This window comes from Oribacterium sp. P6A1, from assembly GCF_000702885.1.
Taxonomy (GTDB): domain Bacteria; phylum Bacillota; class Clostridia; order Lachnospirales; family Lachnospiraceae; genus Oribacterium.
On the sequence record NZ_JNKO01000015.1, the window covers coordinates 1 to 25,841 of the forward strand.

At 43.1% G+C, this 25,841-nt stretch carries 22 protein-coding genes and 1 pseudogene; 4 read left to right on the forward strand and 19 right to left on the reverse strand.

Features of this window, described 5'->3' with window-relative positions:
* The first annotated feature begins 288 nt into the window (after window positions 1-288).
* Window positions 289-1,404, forward strand: coding sequence for a ribonuclease H-like domain-containing protein (locus T515_RS10590; protein WP_036610843.1), 1,116 nt, complete (start codon window positions 289-291; stop codon window positions 1,402-1,404).
* 189 nt (window positions 1,405-1,593) lie between these two features.
* Complete coding sequence (locus tag T515_RS18465) at window positions 1,594-1,677, forward strand: putative holin-like toxin (protein ID WP_242840089.1); 84 nt, start codon at window positions 1,594-1,596, stop codon at window positions 1,675-1,677.
* Between the two features lie 137 nt (window positions 1,678-1,814).
* Here T515_RS18465 and T515_RS10595 read toward each other — a convergent pair whose 3' ends face one another.
* The 4 genes from T515_RS10595 to T515_RS10610 form a co-directional block, all read right to left on the reverse strand.
* The gene (locus tag T515_RS10595) at window positions 1,815-3,059 is read right to left on the reverse strand and encodes a 3-isopropylmalate dehydratase large subunit (RefSeq protein WP_036610848.1); all 1,245 of its coding nucleotides are present in this window, start codon (window positions 3,057-3,059) and stop codon (window positions 1,815-1,817) included.
* A 177-nt stretch (window positions 3,060-3,236) separates the two neighbouring features.
* Complete coding sequence (locus T515_RS10600) at window positions 3,237-3,728, reverse strand: LeuD/DmdB family oxidoreductase small subunit (protein WP_036610851.1); 492 nt, start codon at window positions 3,726-3,728, stop codon at window positions 3,237-3,239.
* A 163-nt stretch (window positions 3,729-3,891) separates the two neighbouring features.
* Window positions 3,892-5,139 carry a 3-isopropylmalate dehydratase large subunit gene (locus tag T515_RS10605; protein WP_036610852.1) on the reverse strand — a complete coding sequence of 416 codons (1,248 nt, stop codon included), beginning with the start codon at window positions 5,137-5,139 and terminating at the stop codon, window positions 3,892-3,894.
* Between the two features lies 1 nt (window position 5,140).
* A complete protein-coding gene (locus tag T515_RS10610) occupies window positions 5,141-5,614 on the reverse strand; it encodes a LeuD/DmdB family oxidoreductase small subunit (protein WP_036610853.1) in 474 nt (157 codons plus the stop codon).
* Window positions 5,615-6,202: 588 nt separating this feature from the next.
* On the opposite strand from T515_RS10610, the gene T515_RS10615 reads away from it, so the two are divergent.
* Both T515_RS10615 and T515_RS10620 read left to right on the forward strand, forming a co-directional pair.
* Window positions 6,203-7,087, forward strand: coding sequence for a LysR family transcriptional regulator (locus T515_RS10615; RefSeq protein WP_036610854.1), 885 nt, complete (start codon window positions 6,203-6,205; stop codon window positions 7,085-7,087).
* A 254-nt stretch (window positions 7,088-7,341) separates the two neighbouring features.
* Window positions 7,342-8,202, forward strand: a complete 861-nt coding sequence (locus T515_RS10620) for an Mrp/NBP35 family ATP-binding protein (protein WP_036610855.1) — start codon at window positions 7,342-7,344, stop codon at window positions 8,200-8,202.
* A 186-nt stretch (window positions 8,203-8,388) separates the two neighbouring features.
* On the opposite strand, the gene T515_RS10625 is transcribed toward T515_RS10620, so the two are convergent.
* The 15 genes and pseudogenes from T515_RS10625 to T515_RS17130 form a co-directional block, all read right to left on the reverse strand.
* A complete protein-coding gene (locus T515_RS10625; RefSeq protein ID WP_036610856.1) occupies window positions 8,389-8,685 on the reverse strand; it encodes an HPr family phosphocarrier protein in 297 nt (98 codons plus the stop codon).
* A gap of 104 nt (window positions 8,686-8,789) precedes the next feature.
* Window positions 8,790-9,554 (reverse strand): epoxyqueuosine reductase QueH, encoded by a 765-nt coding sequence (locus T515_RS10630; protein WP_242839366.1) that lies wholly within the window; start codon window positions 9,552-9,554, stop codon window positions 8,790-8,792.
* An 87-nt stretch (window positions 9,555-9,641) separates the two neighbouring features.
* Window positions 9,642-10,850 (reverse strand): RNA polymerase sigma factor RpoD, encoded by a 1,209-nt coding sequence (gene rpoD, locus T515_RS10635; RefSeq protein ID WP_051671649.1) that lies wholly within the window; start codon window positions 10,848-10,850, stop codon window positions 9,642-9,644.
* 114 nt (window positions 10,851-10,964) lie between these two features.
* Window positions 10,965-11,270 carry a DUF6637 family protein gene (locus T515_RS10640; RefSeq protein WP_051671650.1) on the reverse strand — a complete coding sequence of 102 codons (306 nt, stop codon included), beginning with the start codon at window positions 11,268-11,270 and terminating at the stop codon, window positions 10,965-10,967.
* A gap of 9 nt (window positions 11,271-11,279) precedes the next feature.
* Complete coding sequence (argF, locus tag T515_RS10645; RefSeq protein ID WP_036610931.1) at window positions 11,280-12,290, reverse strand: ornithine carbamoyltransferase; 1,011 nt, start codon at window positions 12,288-12,290, stop codon at window positions 11,280-11,282.
* A 149-nt stretch (window positions 12,291-12,439) separates the two neighbouring features.
* Entirely contained in the window at window positions 12,440-13,228 is a 789-nt protein-coding gene (locus T515_RS10650) for a TrmH family RNA methyltransferase (protein ID WP_036610858.1), read from the reverse strand.
* A 102-nt stretch (window positions 13,229-13,330) separates the two neighbouring features.
* Window positions 13,331-15,418: an NAD(+) synthase gene (locus T515_RS10655; RefSeq protein WP_036610860.1), complete on the reverse strand. Its 2,088-nt coding sequence runs from the start codon at window positions 15,416-15,418 to the stop codon at window positions 13,331-13,333.
* Window positions 15,419-15,668: 250 nt separating this feature from the next.
* The gene (gene guaB, locus T515_RS10660) at window positions 15,669-17,135 is read right to left on the reverse strand and encodes an IMP dehydrogenase (protein ID WP_036610862.1); all 1,467 of its coding nucleotides are present in this window, start codon (window positions 17,133-17,135) and stop codon (window positions 15,669-15,671) included.
* Window positions 17,136-17,481: 346 nt separating this feature from the next.
* Window positions 17,482-19,407 carry a clostripain-related cysteine peptidase gene (locus tag T515_RS10665; RefSeq protein ID WP_036610864.1) on the reverse strand — a complete coding sequence of 642 codons (1,926 nt, stop codon included), beginning with the start codon at window positions 19,405-19,407 and terminating at the stop codon, window positions 17,482-17,484.
* A 318-nt stretch (window positions 19,408-19,725) separates the two neighbouring features.
* Entirely contained in the window at window positions 19,726-23,094 is a 3,369-nt protein-coding gene (locus T515_RS10670; RefSeq protein WP_036610866.1) for a DEAD/DEAH box helicase family protein, read from the reverse strand.
* Window positions 23,095-23,250: 156 nt separating this feature from the next.
* Window positions 23,251-23,406: pseudogene (locus T515_RS18470) on the reverse strand (hypothetical protein); the annotation flags it as partial.
* A gap of 151 nt (window positions 23,407-23,557) precedes the next feature.
* The gene (locus T515_RS10675; protein ID WP_036610869.1) at window positions 23,558-23,782 is read right to left on the reverse strand and encodes a hypothetical protein; all 225 of its coding nucleotides are present in this window, start codon (window positions 23,780-23,782) and stop codon (window positions 23,558-23,560) included.
* 3 nt (window positions 23,783-23,785) lie between these two features.
* Window positions 23,786-24,265 carry a DUF3990 domain-containing protein gene (locus T515_RS10680; protein ID WP_036610873.1) on the reverse strand — a complete coding sequence of 160 codons (480 nt, stop codon included), beginning with the start codon at window positions 24,263-24,265 and terminating at the stop codon, window positions 23,786-23,788.
* The gene (locus T515_RS10685) at window positions 24,262-24,477 is read right to left on the reverse strand and encodes a DUF3791 domain-containing protein (protein ID WP_036610876.1); all 216 of its coding nucleotides are present in this window, start codon (window positions 24,475-24,477) and stop codon (window positions 24,262-24,264) included. The genes T515_RS10680 and T515_RS10685 overlap by 4 nt, the downstream gene beginning before the upstream one ends.
* A gap of 13 nt (window positions 24,478-24,490) precedes the next feature.
* A complete protein-coding gene (locus T515_RS17130; RefSeq protein ID WP_081832779.1) occupies window positions 24,491-25,669 on the reverse strand; it encodes a restriction endonuclease subunit S in 1,179 nt (392 codons plus the stop codon).
* Between the last annotated feature and the right edge of the window lie 172 nt (window positions 25,670-25,841).

Here is a 25,841-nt window from a genome sequence, read left to right on the forward strand (position 1 = left end):
AATTACGCACTTCGCGAAAATCAACAAAAGTCTCGGGAATGGCTTATAGAGCCAATCCTGAGACTTAATAGACACTTGTACTGTCAAAGATGGGAGTATGTTAGCACAAATGTTCTGTGAATGCCACATATCCTTTTGACCATCCTTCCATACTGTGTTAGACTCGGTCTGTCGGTCAGGATTCAATCGGATTTTTCTGATGGTCATAACGTTTTAAAGGATCAAATATTGAACCGTACATGACCCTATTCATTATGACAATTTGTTTTGCTGAGAGAAAGGATTATTTTGCTTCGAATAGAAAAAAACATAGAACTGACAACAGCATTTGATTTGTCTCTTATAGCTCCGGTGGAAGACATCATGTTCTTTGATATAGAAACCACCGGTCTCTCATCATGGAAATCAGGGCTTTACCTTATAGGTCTCCTGACTTATGATGACGGCTGGAAGCTCATACAGTATTTTTGCGAGGACGTAGCAGACGAAGTCACAGTACTCGAAAACTTTTTCACCCTTTTGTCTTCAAAAAAGGTGCTTATATCCTTTAACGGAGACGGCTTTGACATTCCCTTCCTTGCACATATGGCTGAGCAGTATGGACTGCCCTGCACCTTTGACGGTGTCGAGAGCTATGACATACTGAAAAAGATAAGGCCTCTGAAAAAGCTTCTGGGCCTCGAGAACCTGAAGCTTAAGACCTGTGAAAAGTTCCTGGGGATAAATCGTGAAGACAGGTTTTCAGGTGGGGAACTCATCAATGTCTACTTTCAGTGGCAGAAAGACAGGTCTCAGGACTTGCTGGACTGTCTCCTGCTTCACAACTTCGAAGATATCGAAAATATGCCGAATGTGCTTCCTATACTGAACTACATCTACGCTTTAAAGGCTGATTTTTCATTACTGTCACAGGAAGTAGTGAAACATCCCACAGACAACCGGCGGGTTTTAAGTCTCAGGTACAGCTGCTTCAGGGATTCAGACAATGAAAAGACAGAAATCTCCGTTCCTATACCAATCGACGTAAACCTCGAAAACTGGTTTATAAATCTTTCCGGCCCGGAGCTCAACCTTTGCATAGACCTATATGAAGGAGAGCTAAAGTTCTTCTATCCAAACTACAGTGACTACTATTACCTCCCCATGGAGGACAGAGCCATACACAGATCTTTGGCTGAGTTCGTGGATCGGAGCCACAGAAAGAAAGCCACTGCAAAGACATGTTATCAGAAGGTATCCGGCATCTTTCTTCCGGAAACGGAGCCGATTTTTTCCCCGGCTCTCTTAAAAGAATATAAAGACAAGCTATCCTTCACCCAATTTACACCGGAGCTGTTTCAGGATGGCGAATTGGCAGAAGCCTATCTTCGTTCAGTCATCAGACAACTGAAGTTGAAGATATAGTGATTTTTATGTAGTCATCACCACAGAAATAATAATTCTTACTACCTTCATGAACAGCATATAGTCTAAAAACAGACTATATGCTGCTTCTGATTCTCATGATACACTCATAACGGTGCTTGCCCTTGCGGTAGGCGGTTAGCCCTCTATTTGGAGGGATTTGTTAAGCCCTCCGGGAAGGAGGTCTCCATGGTAAGTTATTCTGATTTATTCCAGTTTGGAATTTTAATCGTTGCTATCATCGGTCTTGTTTATAAGATTGCAAAAAAATAAACCGCCTCAGCCTGGAAAACTAAGCGGTTTATCTTAACCTAATTGTCAAAGGGCTAACTGTCTACGGCAAGCACTCTTTATGTCTTAATAATAAATTAGAATCATCCGGATTACAAGATATTTCACATAATATATCTTCAAACGCTTGTCACATATCCTGCCACCGCGCTGTGAGCTGCTGTAACAGGAGACGCGAGGTAGATATTAACCTTATTGGTACCCATGCGTCCGAGGAAATTTCTGTTGTTTGTGGCAACTACTGTCTCGCCGTCAGTAAGAATTCCGCCTGAACGTCCACAGCAAAGACCGCATCCGGGATTCATGATGATGGCCCCGGCATCATTGAATATCTTCATGATGCCCTCATGAACCGCATCAAGATAAACGGAACGACTGGCCGGAGTTACGATAAGCTTCACAAAAGGTGCTACATGCTTTCCTTTAAGTATCTCTGCCGCAGCACGAAGATCCTCAAGACGGCCGTTTGTACATGAACCGATAAATACCTGATCGATCTTTATATCCCTAAGCTCCGAAACGGGTCTTATCTTGTCAACCTGTGACGGACATGCAGCCACGGGAACGAAATCCTCTGCTTTATAATCAAGTACCATTGCATAGTCTCCGTCATTGTCATCGGTGAAGCATCCGTGCTCTTCATCAAAAGGCACTCCCGAAAACTCAGCTGTCTTCTCATCCGGATAGAACAGTCCGCACTTTGCACCGGCCTCGATAGTCATATTGGCCATGGTAAGCCTTGATGCAACAGACATTTCCCTCACAGTATCCCCTGCGAACTCCATAGCCTTATAGGTGGCTCCTGCCGCAGTAAGATCTCCAATGATCCTTAAAATGATATCCTTTGAGGTAACTCCCTCTCTCAGTTTTCCGTTAATGTTTATCCTTATGGTCTCCGGCACCTTGATCCAGAGCTCTCCTGTTCCAAGGATTCCCGCCATCTCTGTATAACCGATTCCCGTGGAAAAGGCTCCTACGCCACCATAAGTTACAGTATGTGAATCTGTTCCGAAAACAATATTTCCGGGCTGCGCATAACGAAGCTCCGGCATAAGCTGATGGCATATTCCGTCAGCTCTGTGAATATGCCCTATTCCCTGCTCCTTTGCGAACTCATCACCGCGTCTGAAGTGTCTTGTATCATCCACCTGACTGGCAGGAACCATGTGATCGTAAATGATGACCACCTTATCGGTATCCCAGACCTTCTTGAATCCCATCTCCCGGAACTTGTCCGCAACAAACGGGATGAAAATATCATGTATCATAACTCTGTCAGGCTTTACAAATACAATGTCTCCGGCCTTCACACTATCATCATGAACGTTTCTTCTGATGATCTTCTCAATAAGCGTTGCTCCCATATTTCCTCCAAATTCAACGTCCTGTGTTCTGTGGTTCTATTATCAGCCTGTACTTCAGTACATATTTATTCGTTTTTCCATCCGTTGATGTTGTTTTATCCGACATCCGGATGATAATCTTTTCCGAATGTACAGCCTCTATACACCACTAATCAGTTTCGATAAATCAAGGCGCAGTTATATAACTCCGTTCCTTTTCTTCATTGCGTTCACAAGTCCGCCGTCATTCAGGATATCCATGAGATTATCCGGGAGGGAGCCGATTTTATAGGAAGCTCCCTTATGCTGAATCTCCTGTCCGGGGATAACTGTGAGCTCGTCTCCCTCTCTGACAACGTCCTGGATATCACTGCTCTCTATAAGAAGAAGTCCGTTATTGATAGAATTTCTATAGAAGATTCTTGCAAAGGACTTCGCGATAACACATCTGACTCCAAGGGCTTTAATGACCTCCGGTGCCTGCTCTCTTGATGAGCCGCAGCCGAAATTGTTTCCTGCTACGATTATGTCGCCCTTCTGTATCAGTGACGGAAGCTCCGGACGAAGGGGATAAAATCCATACTGTCGCATATCATCTATAGTTTTTAATGCAAGATACTCTGTAGGAATGATGATGTCGGTATCTATATCATCCCCCAGAACAAAAACCTTTCCTGTAAATGATGCCATTCAAACCTCCAATTTCTTTTTTGAAACAAATTCCGGATCGGAAAAATACCACCTCATATGAGGTATCAAACCACTTCAATAAACATGTATATGATTCTCATATACCCTGACTCACCATCAACTAAAATATAATGATGTAATTGTCAAAAGTCGGTAACCCATCTTACAGCCTGTCGGCTCCAATGATCTTTCCCGCTATGGCAGATGCGGTAACTGTAGCCGCCGAGCCAAGATATACAAAGGAATTCTTATCTCCGGCTCTGCCCTTAAAGTTACGGGTTCCGGTACTGATGAGGGTCTCTCCCTCACCGATAACACCCTGGCAGCTTCCCCAGCATACACTGCAGTTTGAGTTCACCACTATGGCTCCGGCTTCCATAAAGATGTCAATGATTCCTTCCTCCAAAGCCTTTTCGTACACGTCACGGCTTGCAGGAGAAACCAGGAATCTGACTCCCGGTGCCACCTTCTTTCCTTTGATGATGGATGCCCCCAGTCTCAGATCTTCGATACGGCCGTTATTGCAGGAGCCTAAAAAAGCTTCGTTTATTTCAACATCCTTCACTTCTTCAACGGGAGAAATATTGTCAACGAAATGAGGCTTTGCCACAACCGGAACTATCTCTGTCATGTCAATGTCATAGACCTTCTCGAATTTTGCATCCGGATCACTTACGAAGCCGTCACAGGCCTCACGTCCATGCTCCCTGAGATAATCCTTAGCTACATCATCAACCTCCATAAGAGCAGTCTTTGCACCGGCCTCAACACAGAGATTACAGATACAGATTCTGTCTGACATGGTAAGGTTCTTCATGCCGGGTCCCACGAATTCCATGGCCTTGTAGTTAGCTCCATTGGCACCTATCTTTCCTATAATGGTAAGTATCAGGTCTCTTGCTGTGGCGCCGTTTGTAAGTTCACCTGTCAGATTAAATCTCAGAGTCTCAGGTGCAAGCACCCATGACTTTCCTGTAACCATTGCATAAAGATAATCCGTACATCCTACCCCGGTACCGAAAGCCCCAAGTTCCCCGTAAGAACAGGTATGGCTGTCTGCTCCAAAGATAAGCTCCTTTGGATTTACGTACTTCTCGATCATCAGCTCATGACATATTCCGTCCCCTTCGTGAAGCGTGATGCCATTCTCCTTTGCAAAATCACGCATCTTCTTCTGTGAAGCGGCTGTTTTCGGACTGTCGCAGGGAACATTGTGATCCATGATCCAGATAAGCTTGTTCTTATCGTAGATTTTCTTATTCGTAAGCTTGTTGTACATATCTATAGTGAGATGTGTGGTGCCATCATTACTCATAAGATGGTCAAGCTCCACCACATAGATATTGCCTGCATGGGCTTCCTCCACACCTGCAGCTCTTGCAATTATCTTTTCGGCTATTGTCATTCCCATATCAGATCTCCTTCTCCAATGAAGCCAAAAGTCCTCCCTGATCGAGGATGTTCTTCATATACTCCGGAACTTTGGTGCAGCTGTACTTCACGCCGGAAACCTCCGCATAACCCTCATCCATGTTGAGGATAAGCTCGTCTCCGTTCTTCACATGATCATAGATATCGCTGCATACGATGACCGGAACTCCCAGGTTTATGGAATTGCGGTAAAAGATCCTTGCAAAGGACTTGGCTATAACTGCTTTGATTCCGCAGGCCTTCAGCACTGCGGGAGCCTGTTCTCTTGACGATCCGCAACCGAAATTTTCATCTGCAACGATAAAATCTCCGGGTTCTACACATTTAATGAACTCAGAATCCAGTGACTCAAAGGTGTGAACCTTCATTTCTTCGATGGTCGGATAAAGAAGATACTGAGACGCGATGATCTGATCTGTATCTACATCCTTTCCGTACTTAAATACTTTTCCCATATAAATCTCCTGTTCAAATGATGCATAAGTCTTACGCATTGCTCCACTGACGCTCTTGGGAACGTCAGCCCATTTAGTTCGCTTCGCGAAGGGCTGACGCTGCATGACAGGTTTTCTGCGAAAACCTGCCACAAATTCTCGCAATGCTACAGATGTCTGTGCATTCCGGCAGGCAAGCTTGCCGTCTGATACCGGACTTATGCAGTAAATACTTAACAAATTTTAGGCAAAATCACTTAATTAACTCAGTTAAAACAACTATAACATCTGCCATTATATAATTCTAATATATGTTTATGATGATTATCATGTTCTAAAGTTATTATACCACCCCAAAAAATCGTCTCAAGGGCCTCATAGTTATATTTATACATGCAATAAATAATCTTGTGTTATAGCGGCAACCTGTGTTATATTACTGATGATTTCGATTTATACGAGGAATATCGCAATGCGCAACACAGGAAGTGGGCGTATTGCCCTTTCTACTCTCGATGCAGATCATCCCTTACACTGCCATTCCCTGGCAACTGTAAGTTTTGACACTTGCATCGAATTTATCAGGCACCGAAAGAAGGGGGACACAAGATGGATCAGAATTTATCAGGCTACAAGATTTTTTATGAAGTTGCAAGCTGCGGCAATATCTCAAAGGCCGCCAAGAAACTCTATATTTCACAGCCGGCGATTTCCAAGTCTATTGTTAAACTTGAGGACGGTCTCGACACCAAGCTGTTCCACCGTAATTCTCGAGGAGTAACATTAACAGAAGAAGGACAGATCCTTTATAAGTACATAAAGGATGCATTTGACAACATTAACAATGCAGAAGTCGAACTTAAGCGTATGAAGGAGTTCAACATCGGACACATTCAGATCGGTGTTTCAAACACTTTGTGCCGTTATATCCTTCTTCCGTACCTTCAGAAGTTTATGGAAAAGTTCCCCAATATCCGTGTGTCCGTAAATACCCAGGCTACAGCTCAGACACTTAACCTCATTGAGCAGAAGAAAATCGATGTGGGTCTTACAGCAGAGCCAAAATCAAGACGTCCTGAGATCCGTTTCGTACACTCAAGACAGATTCACGACGTTTTCGTTGCCACACCTCAGTACCTTGAGAATCTGAGATCCATCTGCGGTCCTGATTTCAATGTCTTTGAAGAAGCCAATCTCATGCTCCTGGACCAGAACAATATGACCAGGCGTCATATAGATGACTATTTCAAGGCCATGAACATCGAACCTTCACAGATCCTTGAAGTAACCACCATGGATCTTCTCATCGAGTTTGCAAAGATAGGCATCGGTGTAAGCTGTGTAGTTCGTGAGCTTGTTCAGAAAGAAATCAATGAGGGAACTCTGGTTGAACTTCCATTACAGCTCCCTATCCCGTCAAGAAACATCGGTTTCGTTTTCAATACAGGAAATACTTCAAAGTCTCTCGATGCATTCCTGAGTGTTTTGGATTAAACAGCCCGGATTTCAGTGCATCCTTACAAGCAGGCTTGTAGTACACACTGACGTCTGACTCTTAACTTATGTACTGTATTTAGGCCATCGTCTCATGGACGATGGCCTTTTTCTATGGTAGAATCATTCATTGAGCGCAATCGAACATTAACGCTCAGAGATCAAGTTTCAGGGGATATGCGATGTCTGAAGGAATGACATCGGCATTATAAAACTAAAACCTGTGACGATTTTTTCAGAAGGAGTTTATATATATGGCAGATTTAGAGAACAAGACACCCGGTTCCTGCGATTCCAACTGCAGTTCCTGTGGAAGCAACTGTCCATCCAGAAATGGCGGAACACCTGATTTCAAGGCAAAACTCGCTGATGGATGCAGCGTAAAAAAGGTTATCGGAATTGTTTCCGGAAAGGGCGGAGTCGGCAAGTCAACCGTTACCTCTCTCCTGGCTTCGGGCGTAAATAAAGCCGGATACAAAACCGCTATCATTGACGCCGACATCACCGGACCTTCTATTCCTAAGGCATTCGGACTTTCAAATGACGGTGTAGGTGTTACAGAAGACGGAAAGCTGATGATTCCTGACAGATCCGCAAACGGAATTCAGATCATTTCTTCCAATCTTTTACTTGAAAACGAAACAGATCCTATCATCTGGAGAGGTTCACTCATTGCTCAGGCGGTTAAGCAGTTCTGGTCAGAGGTGAACTGGAAGGACATCGACTTCATGTTCGTGGATATGCCCCCCGGAACAGGTGATGTTCCTCTCACAGTATTCCAGTCACTTCCTGTTGACGGAATCATCATCGTTACATCTCCTCAGGAGCTTGTATCCATGATCGTAAAGAAAGCTGTCAACATGGCCACAAAGATGAATGTACCTATCATCGGAATCATCGAGAACATGTCATATCTCAAGTGCCCTCACTGCGGAGAGACGATCAATGTCTTCGGCGAGAGTCATATCGACGAGGTTGCAGCCGAGAACAACCTTAAGGTACTTGCCAAGTTACCTATGGATCCTAAGAATTCAGCTTATATGGATGCCGGTGCCGTTGAGGCCATCGACCTCCCTGAGATAAAGGATGCAGTAAAGGCTGTTGAAGAGATTTGACAAGCGTCATGCGCATTTCGCAGAAATGCGTATATAGAACGCGGCTGGGAGTTCACTCCCAGCCGCGCTTTTTTTAATCAGATAGCCAACACCCCTTATTAAGTGCCCGTTACCTGCTTACCAACCAAATTTTACATCGAAAAAATGCCATTAAATGCTCTTCGCGAAGGCATAATTCCATCTGATTCAATACAATCTGTCCTGACTGCTGTACTCCTTGCCTTCTCCAAGTCCTGAAGAAATCGCCTCGATAACAGCCTCAAGTGCCTCTGCCTCATCAGGTCCCTCACACTCTACTCTGAGATGTGCTCCCTGCTTTACGCCGGCAGCCATAACATTAAGAACAGATTTCGCAACGATCTTTCGATCACCGTTATACAAATATATATTACTTTTATACTTAATGCAGGTCTGTGTCAATACTCCTGCAGGTCTAAGATGTAATCCTGATTCATTTACTACGGATACTTCTCCTGATACCATGTGTCTTCCTCTTCTAACAATAATAAAATTCTAAATGCACATACCGTCCATTAAGGTGCATTGTACATCAAAATCAATCGAATTTCCACCAATATCAACCATCGTCAGGCGTGTTCCTGATTAAAAACCTTCCGCTCTGCACGTTCACGCTCACCGGCAGCTTTTGAAAACTCACAGCCGCAGAAATTCTGTCTGTATAAATCATATTTTCCGGACAATTCTATAGATTTTTGATATCCGCCCTTTTTCTTAAAATCCGAAGGCAGGAAATTCTCATCATGTCTTTCTCCTACTTCAGCTCCGATAACATTGAGTATCTCCGCAGACTTCATCGGTGATATGGTAAGTGTAGTGCAGAAATAATCGTACGCCTGAACCGGATCTTCATTACTCTCCGAAGCTTTACTTCTCATTTCATCCATATAATCCGCAGTCTTTTCAAGCCTCTGCCGATAACAAAGATGACATCTCTCGCCTCGCTCAGGATCCTTTTCATGTCCCTTGGCAATGCTCAAAAACTCCTTATGGTCATAGGCCGGTACCACCACCGAAACAGCTCCGAGCTTTACTCCCGCTTCATCGGTTCTTTCCACGTCTATACCCATCTCATGTATAAGTCTTTTCAGCTCCGAAACTCTGTGATCAAACTCCTTCTCAGTGGATATATTGGGATTATAGTAAAACAATGTTATATCAAAATATCTGCAAAGATAATCCAGCACAGCGCTTGAACAGGGAGCACAGCAGCTGTGCATAAGAAGTCTGGGTCTTCTTACACTCTTTTCAGGATCATTCTGCCAGGACTCTATAATCTTATCCAGCATCTGCTGATAATTTTTTGTATTTGGTTCAGGTTTGATATATTCCACTTATTAATCCTCTTAACTGACAAAGCCGGCTCAAAAAGAGCCGGCTGCAATTATACACTATATGTTTTCTGAATTTCAAGAACAGAATCACTGTAAAAAATCTCTGATTCTCTTTGAACGCACCGGATTACGAAGCTTTCTTAAGGCCTTCGCTTCAATCTGACGTATACGTTCACGGGTTACATTGAACTCCTTACCAACCTCTTCAAGGGTTCTGGGATGTCCGTCCTCAAGTCCAAATCTGAGAACTATAACCTGACGCTCACGCTCTTTCAAGTCTTCAAGCAAGGTATCGATGTGCTCACGAAGCATTACAGATTCAACATTTCCCTCCGGAGATACGATATTGTTATCAGCAACAAAATCCCCAAGATTTGAATCATCCTCTTCACCGATAGGTGTCTCCAGAGATGCCGGCTCACGTGCGATCTGCATGATTTCCTGCACCTTCTCCTCTGTCATCTCAAGTGCATCTGCAAGCTCCTTTACACTTGGCTCATATCCAAGCTCCAGTGTCAGCTTACGCTGCATCTTTGACATCTTGTTGATGGTCTCAACCATATGAACAGGAACACGAATGGTTCTGGCCTGATCAGCAAGAGCTCTGGTTACCGACTGACGGATCCACCATGTTGCATAAGTCGAAAGCTTAAATCCTTTCTCGGGATCAAACTTCTCAACACCCTTGATAAGTCCCAGATTTCCCTCCTGCACAAGATCAAGGAAGCTCATGCCTCTACCGGTATATCTCTTTGCAATGGAAACAACCAGACGAAGGTTCGCCTCGATGAGACGCTGTTTTGCATCCTCATCTCCGTTCGCCTTACGCATGGCAAGACTGTATTCCTCATCTGCGGTAAGCAGTGGAACTGTACCTATCTCCTTAAGGTACATACGAACCGGATCTTCCGTTCCGATTCCTTCCAGCAGATCTACCGCATCAAGATCTACACTTTCCTCTTCCTCTTTTTCAAGCTCATCATCAATAGGTTCGATGTCGTCATCGGAATCAACCGAAAGCACCCCTGCTTCCATAACTTTCAAAAGGCTTTCGTCGACGATAGGATTGATCTCTATTCCCCGGTTCTCTATCAGTCTTCCGATGTTTTCCATCTGCTCCTCAGTGACCTTATCCTCTGCGAACATCTCATTTATATCAGCCTGATCGATGGAATTTTTGTTCTTCAGTGCCTTCTTGCAGAGAGCCTCGATCTTCTTTACAAGCTCCTCTTTGCTGAGTTCTTTCTTGCCTGAAACATTGGAAGCTGCCTCGTCTATTGTTTTTTTATTAGCCATCCTCTACTCCTTTTTAGATCATAGTCATCTAAAAGTGCTCAATGTCTACGACCCGGATATTTTTTCGATAATCATCGATTGCGGAACACCTGCAGAATTTCACTGCCGCGTCCCTCAGAACCAAATAGATACTGCAGAAATGATCCCTATCCCCAAAATGATCACTCCTATAAATATCTGAAAAGATCCTCTTACATGAAACTTCCGGTCATGATCCGAGTTGGCGCCTATTATCACCGTAACACCACAGACTATCTTCAAAATAGCCGCAGCGAAAAAAATCAAAGGGAACAACACCATGTTCTCAACCGGATTCGTAAATGCCATGATTGCCATAACTGCAATGATGACACCCAGAACTATATGAACGATATCAAGCTGTCTTGATGTCCCTCGTGATACGGTATTAACTTTTGCCATCTAACCTCCTTATTTTCCTCCAAGTGTCGTATAGACCACAGCCTTGATTGTATGCATCCGGTTCTCAGCCTCGTCAAACACAACACTATGCTCTGACTCAAAGATCTCATTTGTAACTTCCATTTCTTTAAGTCCGTACTTTTCATATATCTGCTTTCCGATTCTTGTATTGGTATCATGGAAAGCCGGGAGGCAATGAAGGAAAATAGCATCCTTCTTTGCGTATGAAAATGCTTTTTCATTCACCTGATACGGACCAAGATCACGTATTCTCTTCTCCCACACCGCGTCAGGCTCTCCCATGGATACCCATACATCGGTGCAGATCACATCCGCATCTGTACAAGCCTTCTCCACATCCTCTGTGAATTCAAGAATTGCGCCATTCTCTGCCGCAACCTCCTGACAGGTCTTTATAAGATCCTTATTTGGCCAGTACTCTTCAGGAGCACATGCCACAAAATGCATGCCGAGCTTTGCGCAGGTAACCATATATGAATCAGCCATGTTATAACGGGCATCACCCATATATACAAGCTTCAGACCCTTGAGATCACCCTTATGCTCGCGAATGGTGAGCATGTCTGCCAGCATCTGAGTAGGATGGAACTCATTTGTGAGGCCGTTCCATACCGGAACATCACTGTACTTTGCAAGCTCTTCAACTATTTCCTGCTCAAATCCACGATACTCGATACCATCGTACATTCTTGAAAGGACTCTGGCTGTATCGGCAATTGATTCCTTGTTTCCGATCTGTGAACCGCTGGGTCCAAGATAAGTTGCCCCCATTCCCAGGTCAAATGCAGCCACTTCAAAAGAGCATCTGGTTCTTGTGGAGTTTTTCTCAAAGATAAGGGCTATGTTCTTTCCGGTAAAATCTCCGCCGTGCAGTGGTTTACCGTCCTTTGAACCCGCCTTCTTCTCAGCCTTTAAACGAGCGGCGATATCGAGAAGATAATTGATCTCCTCAGGTGAATAGTCAAGAAGTTTCAAAAAATCTCTTCCGGTCAAATCTATCATAGCTTCCTCCTCACTTGTATCAGCCACTCCACACACAGATCACGAAAACATGATCCCCCGGCATATTACCGTATAATCCGCCGGTACCGGCGAATGACTGAAAATGCATGACAGGTTATCTTTATACCTGCTCAAGAATTTTTTACCTATGCACGTTGTCTGACTGCCTCATACATCAATACAGTTGCTGCAACAGCTGCATTTAACGACTCTGTTTCTCCCATCATCGGAATCCTCAGATACGAATCTGCCAATGCTGCAATCTCATCACTCAGACCATTGCCTTCATTTCCTATCATAAATGCAGTAGGCGTCTTGTAATCAAACTCCCAATGCTTCTTTTCTCCCTTGAGATGAGCCGCATAAACGGAAACCCCCTGACTCTTCATCCTGTTTATCTCGGCAGGAAGATCCTCACTTATAAGGAAGGGCATACGAAACATGGCACCCATGGTTGCCCTGACGACCTTCGGCGAATAAATATCTACGCAGTTACGGTTCATGACTATGCCATCAACACCTGCTGCCTCAGCCGTTCTGAATATAGTTCCCATATTGCCGGGATCCTGAAGAGTATCCAAAATTATAAAGAAATCTCCGGATAAAGCTTTATAATGCTTCTGCCTTACAACTGCGAGTATCCCCTGACTGGTCTTGGTATCCGACATGTACTCCATGACCTGGTCTGAAACTTCGAATACAGGAACCTTTCCTGATGCAGCATTACCTTTTTCATCCGCCGCCATGCCCTTAGGCATACGTCCTTTATAATCGGGAGTCACAAATACCCGTACTATATTTTCATAAGGAATCTCACTGCAGAGCCTTTCACCTTCAGCGACAAAAAAACCGCTCTCGCGTCTCGCCCTGGCTTTCTTTTCAAGCTCTCTCACTTCCTTTATGAACTTGTTTCCGGTAGATGTGATTTTTTCCAATTTTTACCCCATATGATACAAAGACAATAAAAAAGTCTAAAAAGTGTGCACTATAAATATTGCTCACTATTTAGACTTTTTCAACTAAAAAAAATTCTTTTTTTATATTTCTTCCAGCTCTTCTACCCAAAGCTTCGCCACCGCATCACTGGGCATCCTCAAATCACCCCGGGGCGATACGGCAACAGAACCAACCTTTGGGCCATCCGGAAGACAACTTCTCTTAAACTGCTGTGAAAAGAACCTCCAGTAGAACTTGTTAAGCCACTTATATATGGTCCCGGCATCATAGGTTTCCACCTCGGAAATCCCTGCTGATTTCTGGTTTTCTTCAGAAAATGCTTTAAGCGCCAGCGCATATACCTTCTTCGGGCTGAATCCGAAACGAAGTATCTGATATAAGAAGAAATCGTGGAGCTCATATGGTCCCACCAGATCCTCTGTCTTCTGGGATATCTGACCGTCACCTGTAGGCGGAAGAAGCTCAGGGCTAACCGGAGTCTCAAAGATATCATTGAGACATGAGCTTAAATCTTTATCCTCCGATGTATCGGCAACGAATTTCACAAGGTATCTCACAAGTGTTTTCGGAACACCTGCATTAACGGCATACATGGACATATGATCACCATTGTAGGTTGCCCAGCCGAGAGCCAGCTCACTGAGATCCCCGGTGCCGATGACGATTCCGTCTGTCTGGTTCGCGATATCCATAAGAATCTGGGTACGCTCTCTGGCCTGGGAATTCTCATAAGTCACGGAATGATCCTCGGGATCATGACCGATGTCCTTAAAATGCTGAAGAACCGCAGCTTTAATGTTTATCTCACGGAGTGTTGCGTGGAGCCTTTTTGTCAGTGTAACAGCATTGTTATAGGTACGGTCCGTTGTTCCGAAGGCAGGCATGGTGACCGAAATGATGTTCTCTCTCGGAATCCCCGCCATGTCAAAAGCTCTCGCTGTTACGAGAAGGGCCAGGGTCGAGTCGAGTCCTCCGGATATTCCGATCACTGCGCTCTTGCAGCCGATATGCTCCAGCCTCTTCTTAAGCCCCATGGCCTGAATGGTAAAGATCTCATCGCAGCGCTGATTTCTTTCCAGCACATTTCCCGGAACGAAGGGCTTCGGATCCACAAATCTTCTGAGATCAGCAGCATCAAGGAGAAGCTTATTCTTTAATGACTTTCCTGTCTCTTCATGTTTTTCCGAATCACCGGCAGCTGCTCCCTCAGAGAATGGCTTTTCTTCCGGCATAGTCGCGTCTCCGGGATTATTGAAGGAAAATCTCACCACATCATACCTGTCTCTGAGACATTCATCGATATCCGGATATGTTGTGATACGTGCTCTTTCCTGAACTATCTTCTGAAGATCCACATCTGCTATATAGAGCCCTGTTTCAAATCTGTTTCCTTCCTTAAGGATGGTGCCGTTTTCTGCGATTATGTCCTGCCCTCCGAAAACAAGGTCGGTGCTGGACTCACCTTCTCCGGCATTGGTATAAACATAGGCTGCTACAAGACGGGCACTTGCGGAACGGATAAGTTCACGGCGGTAACTGTCTTTTCCGACGGTCTCATCCGATGCGGAAGTATTGGCAATAACAGTAGCTCCCGCAAGAGCGTGGGTGGTTGACGGCGGATTCGGAACCCAGATATCCTCGCAGATCTCAGCAGCAAGTATGAACTCCGGAAAATCCTCCGCTTCAAGAAGGATGTTCATTCCGAATGGAATGGTGTAAACCTCCTTCGTCACTGCGGATGTCCGGGTGATATATCTTACTTCCTCTCTGCCCGGCGTGAACCATCTTCTTTCATAGAACTCACCGTAATTCGGAAGGTTCTTCTTTGGAATAACAGCCAGAATATGTCCGTCGTGAAGAACCGCTGCACAGTTATAAAGCTTATGATCCATGAGATAGGGTGTTCCCACCACTGCGACCATACCTCTTCCTCTTGTTGCTTCCGCAATCTCATCCAGCGCCTTCATGGTCTTGTCAATAAGCACCGTCTGATGGAACAGATCTGCACAGGTGTATGCTGTCAGCACCAGCTCCGGAAATACAATGAGCCTGACTCCATGCTTCTCCGCTTCATCAATATATTTTAAAACAGCATCTCTATTAAACGAAACATCCGCAACCTTTATCTTCGGTGTTGCCGATGCCACTCTTATAAATCCTTCTACCATGGAAACCTCCCAGTGATTTATTTGCCTGCATATTATATCACACAGAAATAGACATTAATATAAAAGGCTGTTCCGAAAGGAACAGCCTTTATTATCTGGGTGGGCATCCGCATTTCGTTGAAATGCGGATATTAGCAATGAGAAAATGCCATTAAATGGCGCTTCGCGCCGGGCATTTTCGTTTGATTTCGGCTTACGCCGAAACAGCCTCGCCGCCTGGGGGCATCCGCATTTCGTTGAAATGCGGATATTAGCCATTATCCTCTACTGAATAGTTAGGAGCTTCCTTTGTGATATGAATATCATGTGGATGTGACTCCTTGAGTGAAGCACTTGAAATCTTTACGAACTCACTTGTCTTCTGGAGTGTAGGGATATCCTTGGCACCACAGTAACCCATACCTGCTCTGAGTCCTCCAACGAACTGGAAGATGGTATCCTCAACCTTGCCCTTGTATGCAACTCGTCCCTCAACTCCTTCAGGAACCAGCTTCTTGGCATTGGCCTGGAAGTAACGGTCTGCTGAGCCGTTCTTCTGCTTCATGGCACCCATGGAACCCATGCCTCTGTATACCTTGTACTTACGTCCCTGATAAAGCTCGAACTCACCCGGAGCCTCGTCACAGCCTGCAAATACTGAACCCATCATAACTGTGTTTCCACCGGCAGCGATAGCCTTAACAACATCACCTGAGTACTGGATACCACCATCTGCGATGATTGGAATTCCGTACTTTGAAGATACTTCGTAAGCACTCATAACCGCTGAGATCTGAGGAACACCGATACCTGCAACTACACGTGTAGTACAGATAGATCCAGGTCCGATACCGATCTTTACGCAGTCAGCTCCGGCCTTGATGAGATCCTCTGTAGCCTTGCCGGTAGCAACGTTACCTGCAATGATCTGAAGGTCAGGGAACTTCTCCTTAAGGAGAGATACGCACTTGATAACGTTTCCGCTGTGTCCGTGAGCAGAATCAAGTACAACTACGTCAACGTGTGCCTTAACGAGCTCAGCTGCACGATCAACAACATTGGCAGTGATTCCGAGAGCAGCACCGCAAAGAAGTCTTCCCTGGGAATCCTTTGCTGAATTCGGATACTTCATCTGCTTCTCGATATCCTTTATCGTGATGAGACCCTTGAGGTTTCCTTCATCATCAACGATAGGGAGCTTCTCAACCTTTGCTCTTGCGAGGATCTGCTTAGCTTCCTCAACAGTTGTTCCTTCCTTTGCAGTAACGAGATTCTCGGAAGTCATGCACTCCTTGATCTGCTTGTTGAAGTTCTCTTCAAATACGAGGTCTCTGTTTGTGATGATACCTACAAGCTTACGATCCACTGTGATAGGTACGCCGGAGATCTTGAACTTGGCCATAAGGTCGTTGGCATCCTTAAGTGTATGCTCAGGGCTCAGGAAGAAAGGATCTGTGATTACGCCGTTCTCAGAACGCTTAACCATATCTACCTCTTCTGCCTGCTGCTCGATGGACATGTTCTTGTGAACGATACCTATACCGCCGCAACGTGCCATAGCAATAGCCATCTGATGCTCCGTAACTGTATCCATACCTGCGGAAATGAACGGAATGTTTAACTTAATGGACTTTGTGAGATAAGTTGAAACATCAACAGAATTTGGAACCACCTCTGAATACTGAGGAACGAGAAGCACATCATCAAATGTAATGCCATCACCTATGATCTTGGCCATGAGAATCTCCTTTCGATAACGCCTAAGGCATAACAGTTTTTGTCTCTGACTGTTTCCACAGTCACCGACTGAAATGCTGAGCTCTAATCAGCCGCAACACTGCCTTTGCCTAAAAAAAATGCCCAAATCCAATGAAAAAAGGATCTCGAGCGAGTCAACGTTGTATGTATTTGTTATAAAATTTTAACGAGTATAACAAAAGGAGGATTTAAAATCAACCCTCCTTTTTTCTTCATATAACCGATATTCTATTGAAATTTCTTTATCAGCCGCTTTATTTTTGTTATATCAGCATTTCTTATGTGTAATATCTCCTAATCAGCCCTTATGTCCTGCATTTTTTTCGTCAATGCGCATACTGCTTTATAAGCTGCTGATATGAGGTGCTGAAGGATAGATCCTCATATCTTGATATCATACTCTTTTTCTTTTCGGAATCTGTATCCTGCTGAGGGAAATAAATGGTGAGTCCGGATACTCCGCCGTCATCATCCGGAGTAACATAGCGGCACACTTCCACCGCCTTCTCCACAGATGCCTTCAAAGATTTCGCCGCATCTCTTATCTCGCCATAGTCTATTCCGTTCTGTCCCTCTCCTTTATAGTTCTCTTCAATGGCAGAAAGGAAACTGCAGATATCCACAAGATCATAGCTGTATGCTTCGGCAAATTCATAAGCTTCTTTTCCGGCCTGTCTCAGATGATCTCTTCCGTCTTCTGTCTTTTCAGCCGCCTTGAGAAGCTCTGCAAGATTCTTTAACTTATCCGAAGTATTGCGCTTCAATGCCTTAAGGTCTATGACTGAGTACGCGCCTACAACATTCTGCATACCGTCGCCCTTACCCTTGTTGTCCTTTATAAAATCATCAAGGATGATTTTTCCCTGATCGATTGCCGACATGGACGGATCATTACTGATTCCGTTGAACCAGTTGGTATAGTTAAGGCCAATGGAATACTCATTGTCCTCAGAGGCAATCATATAATCCACATGAGAAGCAAGGGCATATCCCGACTCCATGGCACCCATAAGTCTCGCGTCAAAAAGAAGAAGGTCAAGATCCATCTCGGCATTGGACAGTGCATTTGAAATGCCTGAAACCGAAAGCTGGCCCGAAGATGAATTTACCTCATCATATCCGAATCCGTTTACAGGGCCTCCGGCCTGGCCCCAGAGAACCGCCTCATATCTTCCGGCAGGGAAGTTCTTCTTTGCATATTTTAAGAAGGATTCCAATGTCTCTCCCGAAGTCATGCTGTTTCCCTCTGCTTCTCCGGCATTTCCAAGGAATCTGAGCTTGGTTCCGTCTACAAGCCATCGCTGGATCTTCGACTCGTCGAACTTATGATCTGCAGTGGAGATATTGTGGAACTTCTTTGTTCCGCCTGTCTCGATGATGACATTGACCTTGTTGGTATCCACGTTTCCTGTCAGCATGGTAACGATGCTGTTGGCCGCAAGGTTTGATTTCGACTCAAGAGATGATCCTATCATATATACAAGAACAGTGAGTTTCTTCTTGTCAAAAGGAAGCTCAACCGTGCTTTCACCGGAGTCTGATGAAGATGAAACCGTCTCCTTGGTTGCCGCCTCTGTCTCTCCGGTAGGAGCCTCACCTATCACGTCATGTGATGCTTTGGTCTCACTCTCATTGTTGAGCACAAGATAAGTCTCTTCTTTCTTTACTTCACTTCCGTCCGAATTCTTATCGAACTTCGCAGAAGCCGTATCAAATGTGCCCTTAACTGTATCTCCTGAAGAAGCAGCCGCAGAAGCTGATGCGGACTGTTTAGAAGCATTCTCACTGCCTGCCTGTGATGAAGCACTCTGAGTCTTTGCCGATGAGCCTGTCCCTGATGTTTTTGATGCGTCTGCCTTCGCAGTTCCTTCACCGGCTGCCTTTGAAGCATCAGAAGAAACTTTTTCTTTGCCGTTTACAGTATTCTCGTTTCCCTTTTCCTGTATTGCCGCAGTTTCCTCCTCCGAATTATCATCGGATGATATGGTGAGTCCTTCATCGCTTGTTATTTTAATTATCTCCCCGGTGGTTTCAACCTCAGCCACCTGCTGCTTTATATCTGTACCGACAGTCGCTCTGTTCATCATATGAACAGTCAGCATGCCGAGCGAAAATGTAATAATCGCTCCAAAAGTTACGGCAAGGATCATTACCTTTTTCTGATTACCGGCAACAAAGTCCAGAATCCTTTCCTTTAAGTCCTGTCTTTCCTCCGTATCGTCATTTCTTTTTCTACTCTTAAATTCCCTCATTAACCTGATCCTCCATTTATGCTTCTAATGTTACCTTATCTGCGTATTACTTTGGCTGAATTTATCCATACAAAAAAAGAACAGGCTTTAACAAAAAAAGTCTGTTCTATAACATTCGTAATTATTTTGTAAGTATCACGCCTTCACTCTGGCGCCATCATATATGTCCTATGCAGCTTCCGCATTCTCATACTCAGCTCTTATACCCTCGGTGAGAAGCCGGTTTCCGACTCCTCACGTATTAAATTACTTTGCGCAGAGCCCGGTTAGCTTTCGCTAACCATGATAGCACCAAAGTTTTTATTATTCAATGTTTGATCACGCCACAGCTCCGGCATTTTGATTTATACCGTCTATGACTTTTCTGATGGATGCCCAAACAGAAAGATCCGTAAAGATATCAACTACACTTCCCTGATCCGTAAACGGTGACTCCTGAAGAACACTGAAATCTGTAAGCATTCCGTTATGGACGATATATTCGACTATCTGATTCACAAAATAAATCTGCCTCGAATCAAGACTCGAATTCTCCAAAAACTGTGAAAATGCCTCCTTTGCAGCATTCATATCAAGCCCTACTATACTACGTACAAATTCGCCGAGCGGTTTCTGTCCATACTCTTTCTCATAATCTTCTTTGGTCCCGACCTCTTTCCAAAGAATATTCTCCAGAGCTTCAATATCAAAAGATGTTAGCGGTTTGTTGGATTTCAACTTCGCTATGACAATGTTATCCTGATGCTGTCTGATGTAGTATTCCGCCTTTGCCTTATAGTTCTTTAGTTCATCATTATCGAGTTCGGAAGCATTCCACTGCACATCTAAAATGTCATCCGTAAAATCCGTGTCATATCGTACCTTATCATGAGGCAGATACTTCATGAGATTTCTGAGTTTTTCTCTTATATGCTCAAAATCCTCAATTCCTGCCCGTTCAACATAATCTGTGTCAAGAATCCTTGTAATTAAATCCTTTTGCGCTTGAATCTCAGGAATATTGGCAACAGAAGCTATACTGCTCACTTTCTTCATAAGATCAGACTTTAATCGTCCGTATCCACGCCCCATAAGCTCAGCCAGTTCCAACCCATACATTAAGGCATCAAAACGAACTGCCGAAATTTCATCGCCATCAGGAAGTATAAGAGGAGCCACTTCCTCTCTGACCAAAAGTGTATCTTCATAAGAAAGTAAGTTATAGTTACTCTCGGATGAATACAAATCAACATACTTTATATGCTGCCGCACCGCAAAGTTCTCTCGATTAAGTTCTTTCACCTTTCCACTCATGGTTTCCACAAGACGTTTTCTGTATTCTATCAGCTTGTCAACCTGATAGTTTATATCCTGAAGTTTATAAGCTATCTGAAATTCCAGATTAAATACCGCACCATGAATTGCTATTACGTTTGATACTGCCTTTCCTGCACCCATCCTAAAGAACTCAAAGTTACCGCAGAAATCAAAGATATAGAACTTACTCTTATCTTCTCCATCTATAAGTCCCGGGCAAAGCCTGGTTCCGCGACCTATCATTTGCCAGAACTTTGCCTTACTCATGACCTTCTTAAAGAAAACCAGATTCAGTACTTCCGGCACATCTATACCCGTGTCAAGCATATCTACGGAAATAGCTATCTGCGGAAGCTTCTTCGAATCCGAAAATTCATCGATAGCACTTTGTGCATAGGTCATATAATTATCGATCACCTTGGCAAATGCCTGCCCGTTTGTTCCTTTCGAAAGTTCAGGATACATTCTGTTGAAAACTTCAAGAATCTTCTCAGCATGGTCATGGTTCTTTGCAAATATTATAGTCTTACCTATCCGCTCACCATATCTTATCTTCAGGCCATCCCTCATAAGGATTTTCAGTACCTGCTCTATGGTGTCATCATTAAAAAGCCATGTATTGAGGGCCGCAGAGCTGATACGCTCCGGAAGCTCACCGTTTTCATCCTCAAAGGTATCCTCATATACAGCCTTCTCTTCCTCAGAAAGCTCTGCATAGCTTATACCCTCTTCTATGAACTTGAGCTTCGTTTCCACTGACATATAATCAACCAGATACCCGTCCTTAACCGCCTGAGCCAGATCATAGCCATAGGTAGGCACTCCGTTTTCAAGTTCGAAAACCGAGTAGGTATTCTTATCTATCTCATCCTTAGGTGTAGCTGTAAGTCCAACCAGGGGCGCATCAAAGTATGTAAATATGTTTTTGTATTTGTTGTAAATGGACCTGTGGGCCTCATCACAAATCAGCAAATCAAAATGTCCGCTGGTGAACAGCTTTCCCTTTTCGTCCTTTACCGTATCGATGCATCCCATCATGGTCTGATATGTAGAGAAAACACAATGAGAATTGTAATTATCCTTCTCCTCACATATATTGGTGCAGGAAAGATCCGGAAGCAGATTTACAAAATTACGTTTAGCCTGGGTTACCAGAGAATTACGGTCAGCGAGGAACAGAATATTCTTTACCCATCCAGCATCTAAAAGTACCTTGCAGAGAGCTATAATCGTTCTTGTTTTGCCGGAACCTGTAGCCATAACGAGAAGCGCTTTTCTCCTGTTCTTCTTGTCAAAGCTGTCACAGACCGCTTTTATGGCAGCCTCCTGATAGTATCGGCCGGCAATGTTTTTATCTACAGTTACATGACTTAAGCTTGTCTTCATTGACTGCAGATTGTAAAGCTTCTCCAAATCTCTTTTTGAGTAAATTTCAGAAACCTTTCGTTCCGGATACTGATTATCAATTATTCTTGTATCAAAGCCATTAGTCAAAAAAACAACAGGTCTTCTGCCACACTCCTTCTCGATGATATCCGCATAAAGCTTAGCCTGCTGCCGTCCTTTTGCCACATCAACGCAGGTTCTTTTTGCTTCCACCACAGCAAGTGGCTTATGCGCATCATCATAAAGCACATAATCCGCATACCCCTCTTCCGACTTGTTAGGCATTCCGAAGAGTTCCACTTCATTAAGCCAGTCTTTTCCTTCGGTCCACCCGGCACCGATGAGCATAGAGTCAATATAGATCTTCCTTGTCTTATATTCAGAAAGATCCAAAGGTTTCGGAACATAGGTCTGCTGCTTCTCAGCTCTTTGAGCGGATAATGCTTCTTTGAGAGACTCATTCTCCTCCCTAAGCTTCTTTAAATCCAGCTCTTTACGAGCGGCATTTGCTATTTCCTTTTCAAGTTCAGCCTTAGTTGCAGCTGACTGTTCACGGGATTCCTTACTTTTCCTGATTCTTTCATCAATATGATTTTTGGTGAATTCCCGTTCTTCATACTCTTCCGAATAGCAGTATGCAATATAGTCAAGGTATATGAAGAGATTTTCAAGACAGAGCATGGCCTCATCACGGCCAAGCCTCTTTCCGCTGTGAGCAACATTGTTCCCGCATCTTCTTATAAAGTCCATGCGTTTCCAGATATCCGGTCCCACGAGATCTCTGAACTCCTCTCCATTCATAAGACTTTGGAGATTGTCCTGATACGGCATCGCCAAATCCTTATCAACGGAATACATCCACTTCACGGCAAATTCCATGGCACGACGACTATTGATGATGCTGGCTTCAGGATCCATAAGTATGATCTTTTCAGCAGAAATAGCAACATCTGAAAAGCTGTTGAATTTCTGTTCTTTTTTCAAATAGTCAAAGTTCGTTGTCATGATGAAACTCCCTTATCTTTAAAAAAACTATTCCTAAAATTAATAACAATTTTATTGCTTTATTTCATTTTTTCTTGTAATATACTCTCACAGATAACTCGTGAAGGAATAACGCTGGGTCCCAGAATGGGGTAGGTCTTTGAAGGCTGAGCATTCCTATGTGCCTGGGGTTATCTTTTTTCTTTTCTTAAGACTTTCAACAAAGCCAGTAGGATTCTTCCTTATTTCACTTATCAAAAAGTCCACAAGCTGTTGTGAATAAGTATATTGTTCTTGATTACCAATGGTATGTTTATATGCATACTTCGGCTCATTCTTGAGACCCGAACAGACTCATGCGTTTTACACCATACTCTCGGGCAATCGGAACTGTATTCTCTTTGATCTCGTTTGTCGTGTAACACATAAAGCATCTTCCCTTCTTGCTAAATGCATCAATGAATCTAGTATAATAATGCCTTTTTCAAGTAAACAGTTCCGGTTCTGTTTCTCTAAGTATTTCTGCAAGAACTTTATAATCCAAGTATTGAATACCATCTTTACCTAAATGTATTTTATCAGCTAACTTACTTTTATAATAAATTGCCATGGCCTTTTCCAGAGAATAAGAATTATCTTCTGCAATATAGGATATAATTCTTTCCTCCAGACTTTCCTGATACACCTGCTCCAGCACTTTTTCATCCATAGCTTAAACCTCATAGTATGAATCAAACTTAAGTAGCTTATCTATCGACTTTTGAGTAATAAATGCTATTTGATCATAGGTTTCATATATTCTAATCTCTTTTAGTGCTCTATCTCTATCCCATATTCCCTGATGATACATATCAACCACTCTGAATACTTTATCATTCGCAACTTTTCCTGAAATAACATCGTACTTTAGATATTCTGTGCCTTCAGCCCGGCAGTCACATACAAAATCAATCCATTCAATCAGATCTTCAGAAAATGTTTTATGCAGCAGATCTCCCATATCTTCCGACATAACATATGAATTCACTATGCTATAAGCTTTATTAAAAATATCTGCTTTACGCTTTGCCCATTTTTCAGCTTGTTCTTTTACAGTTGTCACATAAAACCCTTTTCCAAAGTCAAGAGGTCGATACGAATGATTAATATCCGGATTTTGAACTATCTCAATGCTTCCATGGTACACAATCATATCGTAACACCTCTTGTAATCAGATAATCTTTTATATCCTCAACTACATATGATGTACTTTGAGTATGCAGCACATCATAATGCGTAACCAAAAAATCATCTATGCAGTTTACGCTATTTAATAGGGCATAAACTTCTGATGGTAATTTCCCCCATTTATTAGCACATGCATGTATCATATAAATCACAAATGCAAACGACTCTTTATTCATATCGTTTCCCTCATCAGCCAAAGTATTCCTGCATAAGACTATCAAACAGTTTTTGAGTTTCATCAAGCGCCTTTCGAACGGCAACTTTTGATTTGTCGACTTGTTTTACAAACCCAACATATTCTTTTTGTAACTCCATATCCGGAATCGGCGTAATAACTTTCGCAATGTCTTTTGCCGCAATATTTTTCTTTGCTGTTTTATTTACATATGCATCTAGTCTCTTTTGCCCAACTTCACCAGTAAGATAGTAAAATAAGAAAATCGGATCAACTATATTGGGGTTAGCTTGTATACGTATAAGATTCGGACTTATATTGGCTCCAATTAATTTGTCTTCTTGGATAATACCTATTCTTTTCGCTGCTGAACCATCTCCTCTAACAGCCATAACAATATCATACTTCTCAATTACAGTATCTGGAAAATCATCATTAACTGTATCATATACAAAAACATAATTTGCCTCATCAATATCCATATGGCCATCCAAAAGGATATTTCCAATTCTAATCACTCTTGTTCCATGTTCTATATATTCCATATTACAGAAAGTAGGATATCTCTTTAGTTGGTTACAAACGTCTAAAAGAGGCTTTTCATCCCACCCCATATTATTTATATTCAAATCACCAAAGAGCTCGACAAATCGGACTTTGATAAGCTCATCAAGTTTGTATAATTCGTGCTGTCTATTATCTATTACAGAACTAAGTTTATCGAGAACATCTACTATTTCACGCTGTCTTTCTATATCATGGATACTTACTTTAACTCCAGACAATGTAGCCTTGTTAAGAGTTTTTCCCATAACAGCTTTATTGGTTCCCTCTTCCCAGTTTTTACCAGAAAACATGTAATATATGTAATCCGGAAGAATACCCACAACATGCTTGTCTCTAAATGACATAATTGCTTCATTCGAGTACATCGGCTCAGAAGTTATAGCCGTCTTACCAATTGACAGCTTAAAACTCATTATAACCGTGTTTGCCGGAATTAAACTGATACCACTCTCATTTACAGCTTTATCAGATAGGTATTCTTTTGTTTCTTCAATATACTTACCACATTTTGATAAGTCCGCTATTGATATCCATTTATTATCTTCAGAATTCCAATATTCAGGATTATTTCTTGATGGTGTTTTACCCATCTGAAGATCAAATATTTCATCTAACCTATATTCCATATATCATCCCTACAAATATTTCTTTCTTATTGTTTCGAGAACATTTGTTTGCTATAATATATCTGTGCTACCCGTAGCAACGGTAGGCGGTTAGTCCTTCTCCAGAGGACTGTGACCTCTGTTTATCATAGAAATCTCTTTTGAGAAATCTTTCAAATGGAGGATCTTGAAT

Excerpts from the sequence above, each read along its gene's own strand:
- T515_RS18465 (WP_242840089.1), top strand. The coding sequence starts at position 1,594 with ATGGTAAGTTATTCTGATTTATTCCAGTTTGGAATTTTAATCGTTGCT.
- T515_RS10595 (WP_036610848.1), bottom strand. The coding sequence starts at position 3,059 with ATGGGAGCAACGCTTATTGAGAAGATCATCAGAAGAAACGTTCATGAT.
- T515_RS10600 (WP_036610851.1), bottom strand. The coding sequence starts at position 3,728 with ATGGCATCATTTACAGGAAAGGTTTTTGTTCTGGGGGATGATATAGAT.
- T515_RS10605 (WP_036610852.1), bottom strand. The coding sequence starts at position 5,139 with ATGGGAATGACAATAGCCGAAAAGATAATTGCAAGAGCTGCAGGTGTG.
- T515_RS10610 (WP_036610853.1), bottom strand. The coding sequence starts at position 5,614 with ATGGGAAAAGTATTTAAGTACGGAAAGGATGTAGATACAGATCAGATC.
- T515_RS10615 (WP_036610854.1), top strand. The coding sequence starts at position 6,203 with ATGGATCAGAATTTATCAGGCTACAAGATTTTTTATGAAGTTGCAAGC.
- T515_RS10620 (WP_036610855.1), top strand. The coding sequence starts at position 7,342 with ATGGCAGATTTAGAGAACAAGACACCCGGTTCCTGCGATTCCAACTGC.
- T515_RS10625 (WP_036610856.1), bottom strand. The coding sequence starts at position 8,685 with ATGGTATCAGGAGAAGTATCCGTAGTAAATGAATCAGGATTACATCTT.
- rpoD (WP_051671649.1), bottom strand. The coding sequence starts at position 10,850 with ATGGCTAATAAAAAAACAATAGACGAGGCAGCTTCCAATGTTTCAGGC.
- T515_RS10640 (WP_051671650.1), bottom strand. The coding sequence starts at position 11,270 with ATGGCAAAAGTTAATACCGTATCACGAGGGACATCAAGACAGCTTGAT.
- T515_RS10655 (WP_036610860.1), bottom strand. The coding sequence starts at position 15,418 with ATGGTAGAAGGATTTATAAGAGTGGCATCGGCAACACCGAAGATAAAG.
- guaB (WP_036610862.1), bottom strand. The coding sequence starts at position 17,135 with ATGGCCAAGATCATAGGTGATGGCATTACATTTGATGATGTGCTTCTC.
- T515_RS10665 (WP_036610864.1), bottom strand. The coding sequence starts at position 19,407 with ATGAGGGAATTTAAGAGTAGAAAAAGAAATGACGATACGGAGGAAAGA.
- T515_RS10670 (WP_036610866.1), bottom strand. The coding sequence starts at position 23,094 with ATGACAACGAACTTTGACTATTTGAAAAAAGAACAGAAATTCAACAGC.
- T515_RS10675 (WP_036610869.1), bottom strand. The coding sequence starts at position 23,782 with ATGGATGAAAAAGTGCTGGAGCAGGTGTATCAGGAAAGTCTGGAGGAA.
- T515_RS10680 (WP_036610873.1), bottom strand. The coding sequence starts at position 24,265 with ATGATTGTGTACCATGGAAGCATTGAGATAGTTCAAAATCCGGATATT.
- T515_RS10685 (WP_036610876.1), bottom strand. The coding sequence starts at position 24,477 with ATGAATAAAGAGTCGTTTGCATTTGTGATTTATATGATACATGCATGT.
- T515_RS17130 (WP_081832779.1), bottom strand. The coding sequence starts at position 25,669 with ATGGAATATAGGTTAGATGAAATATTTGATCTTCAGATGGGTAAAACA.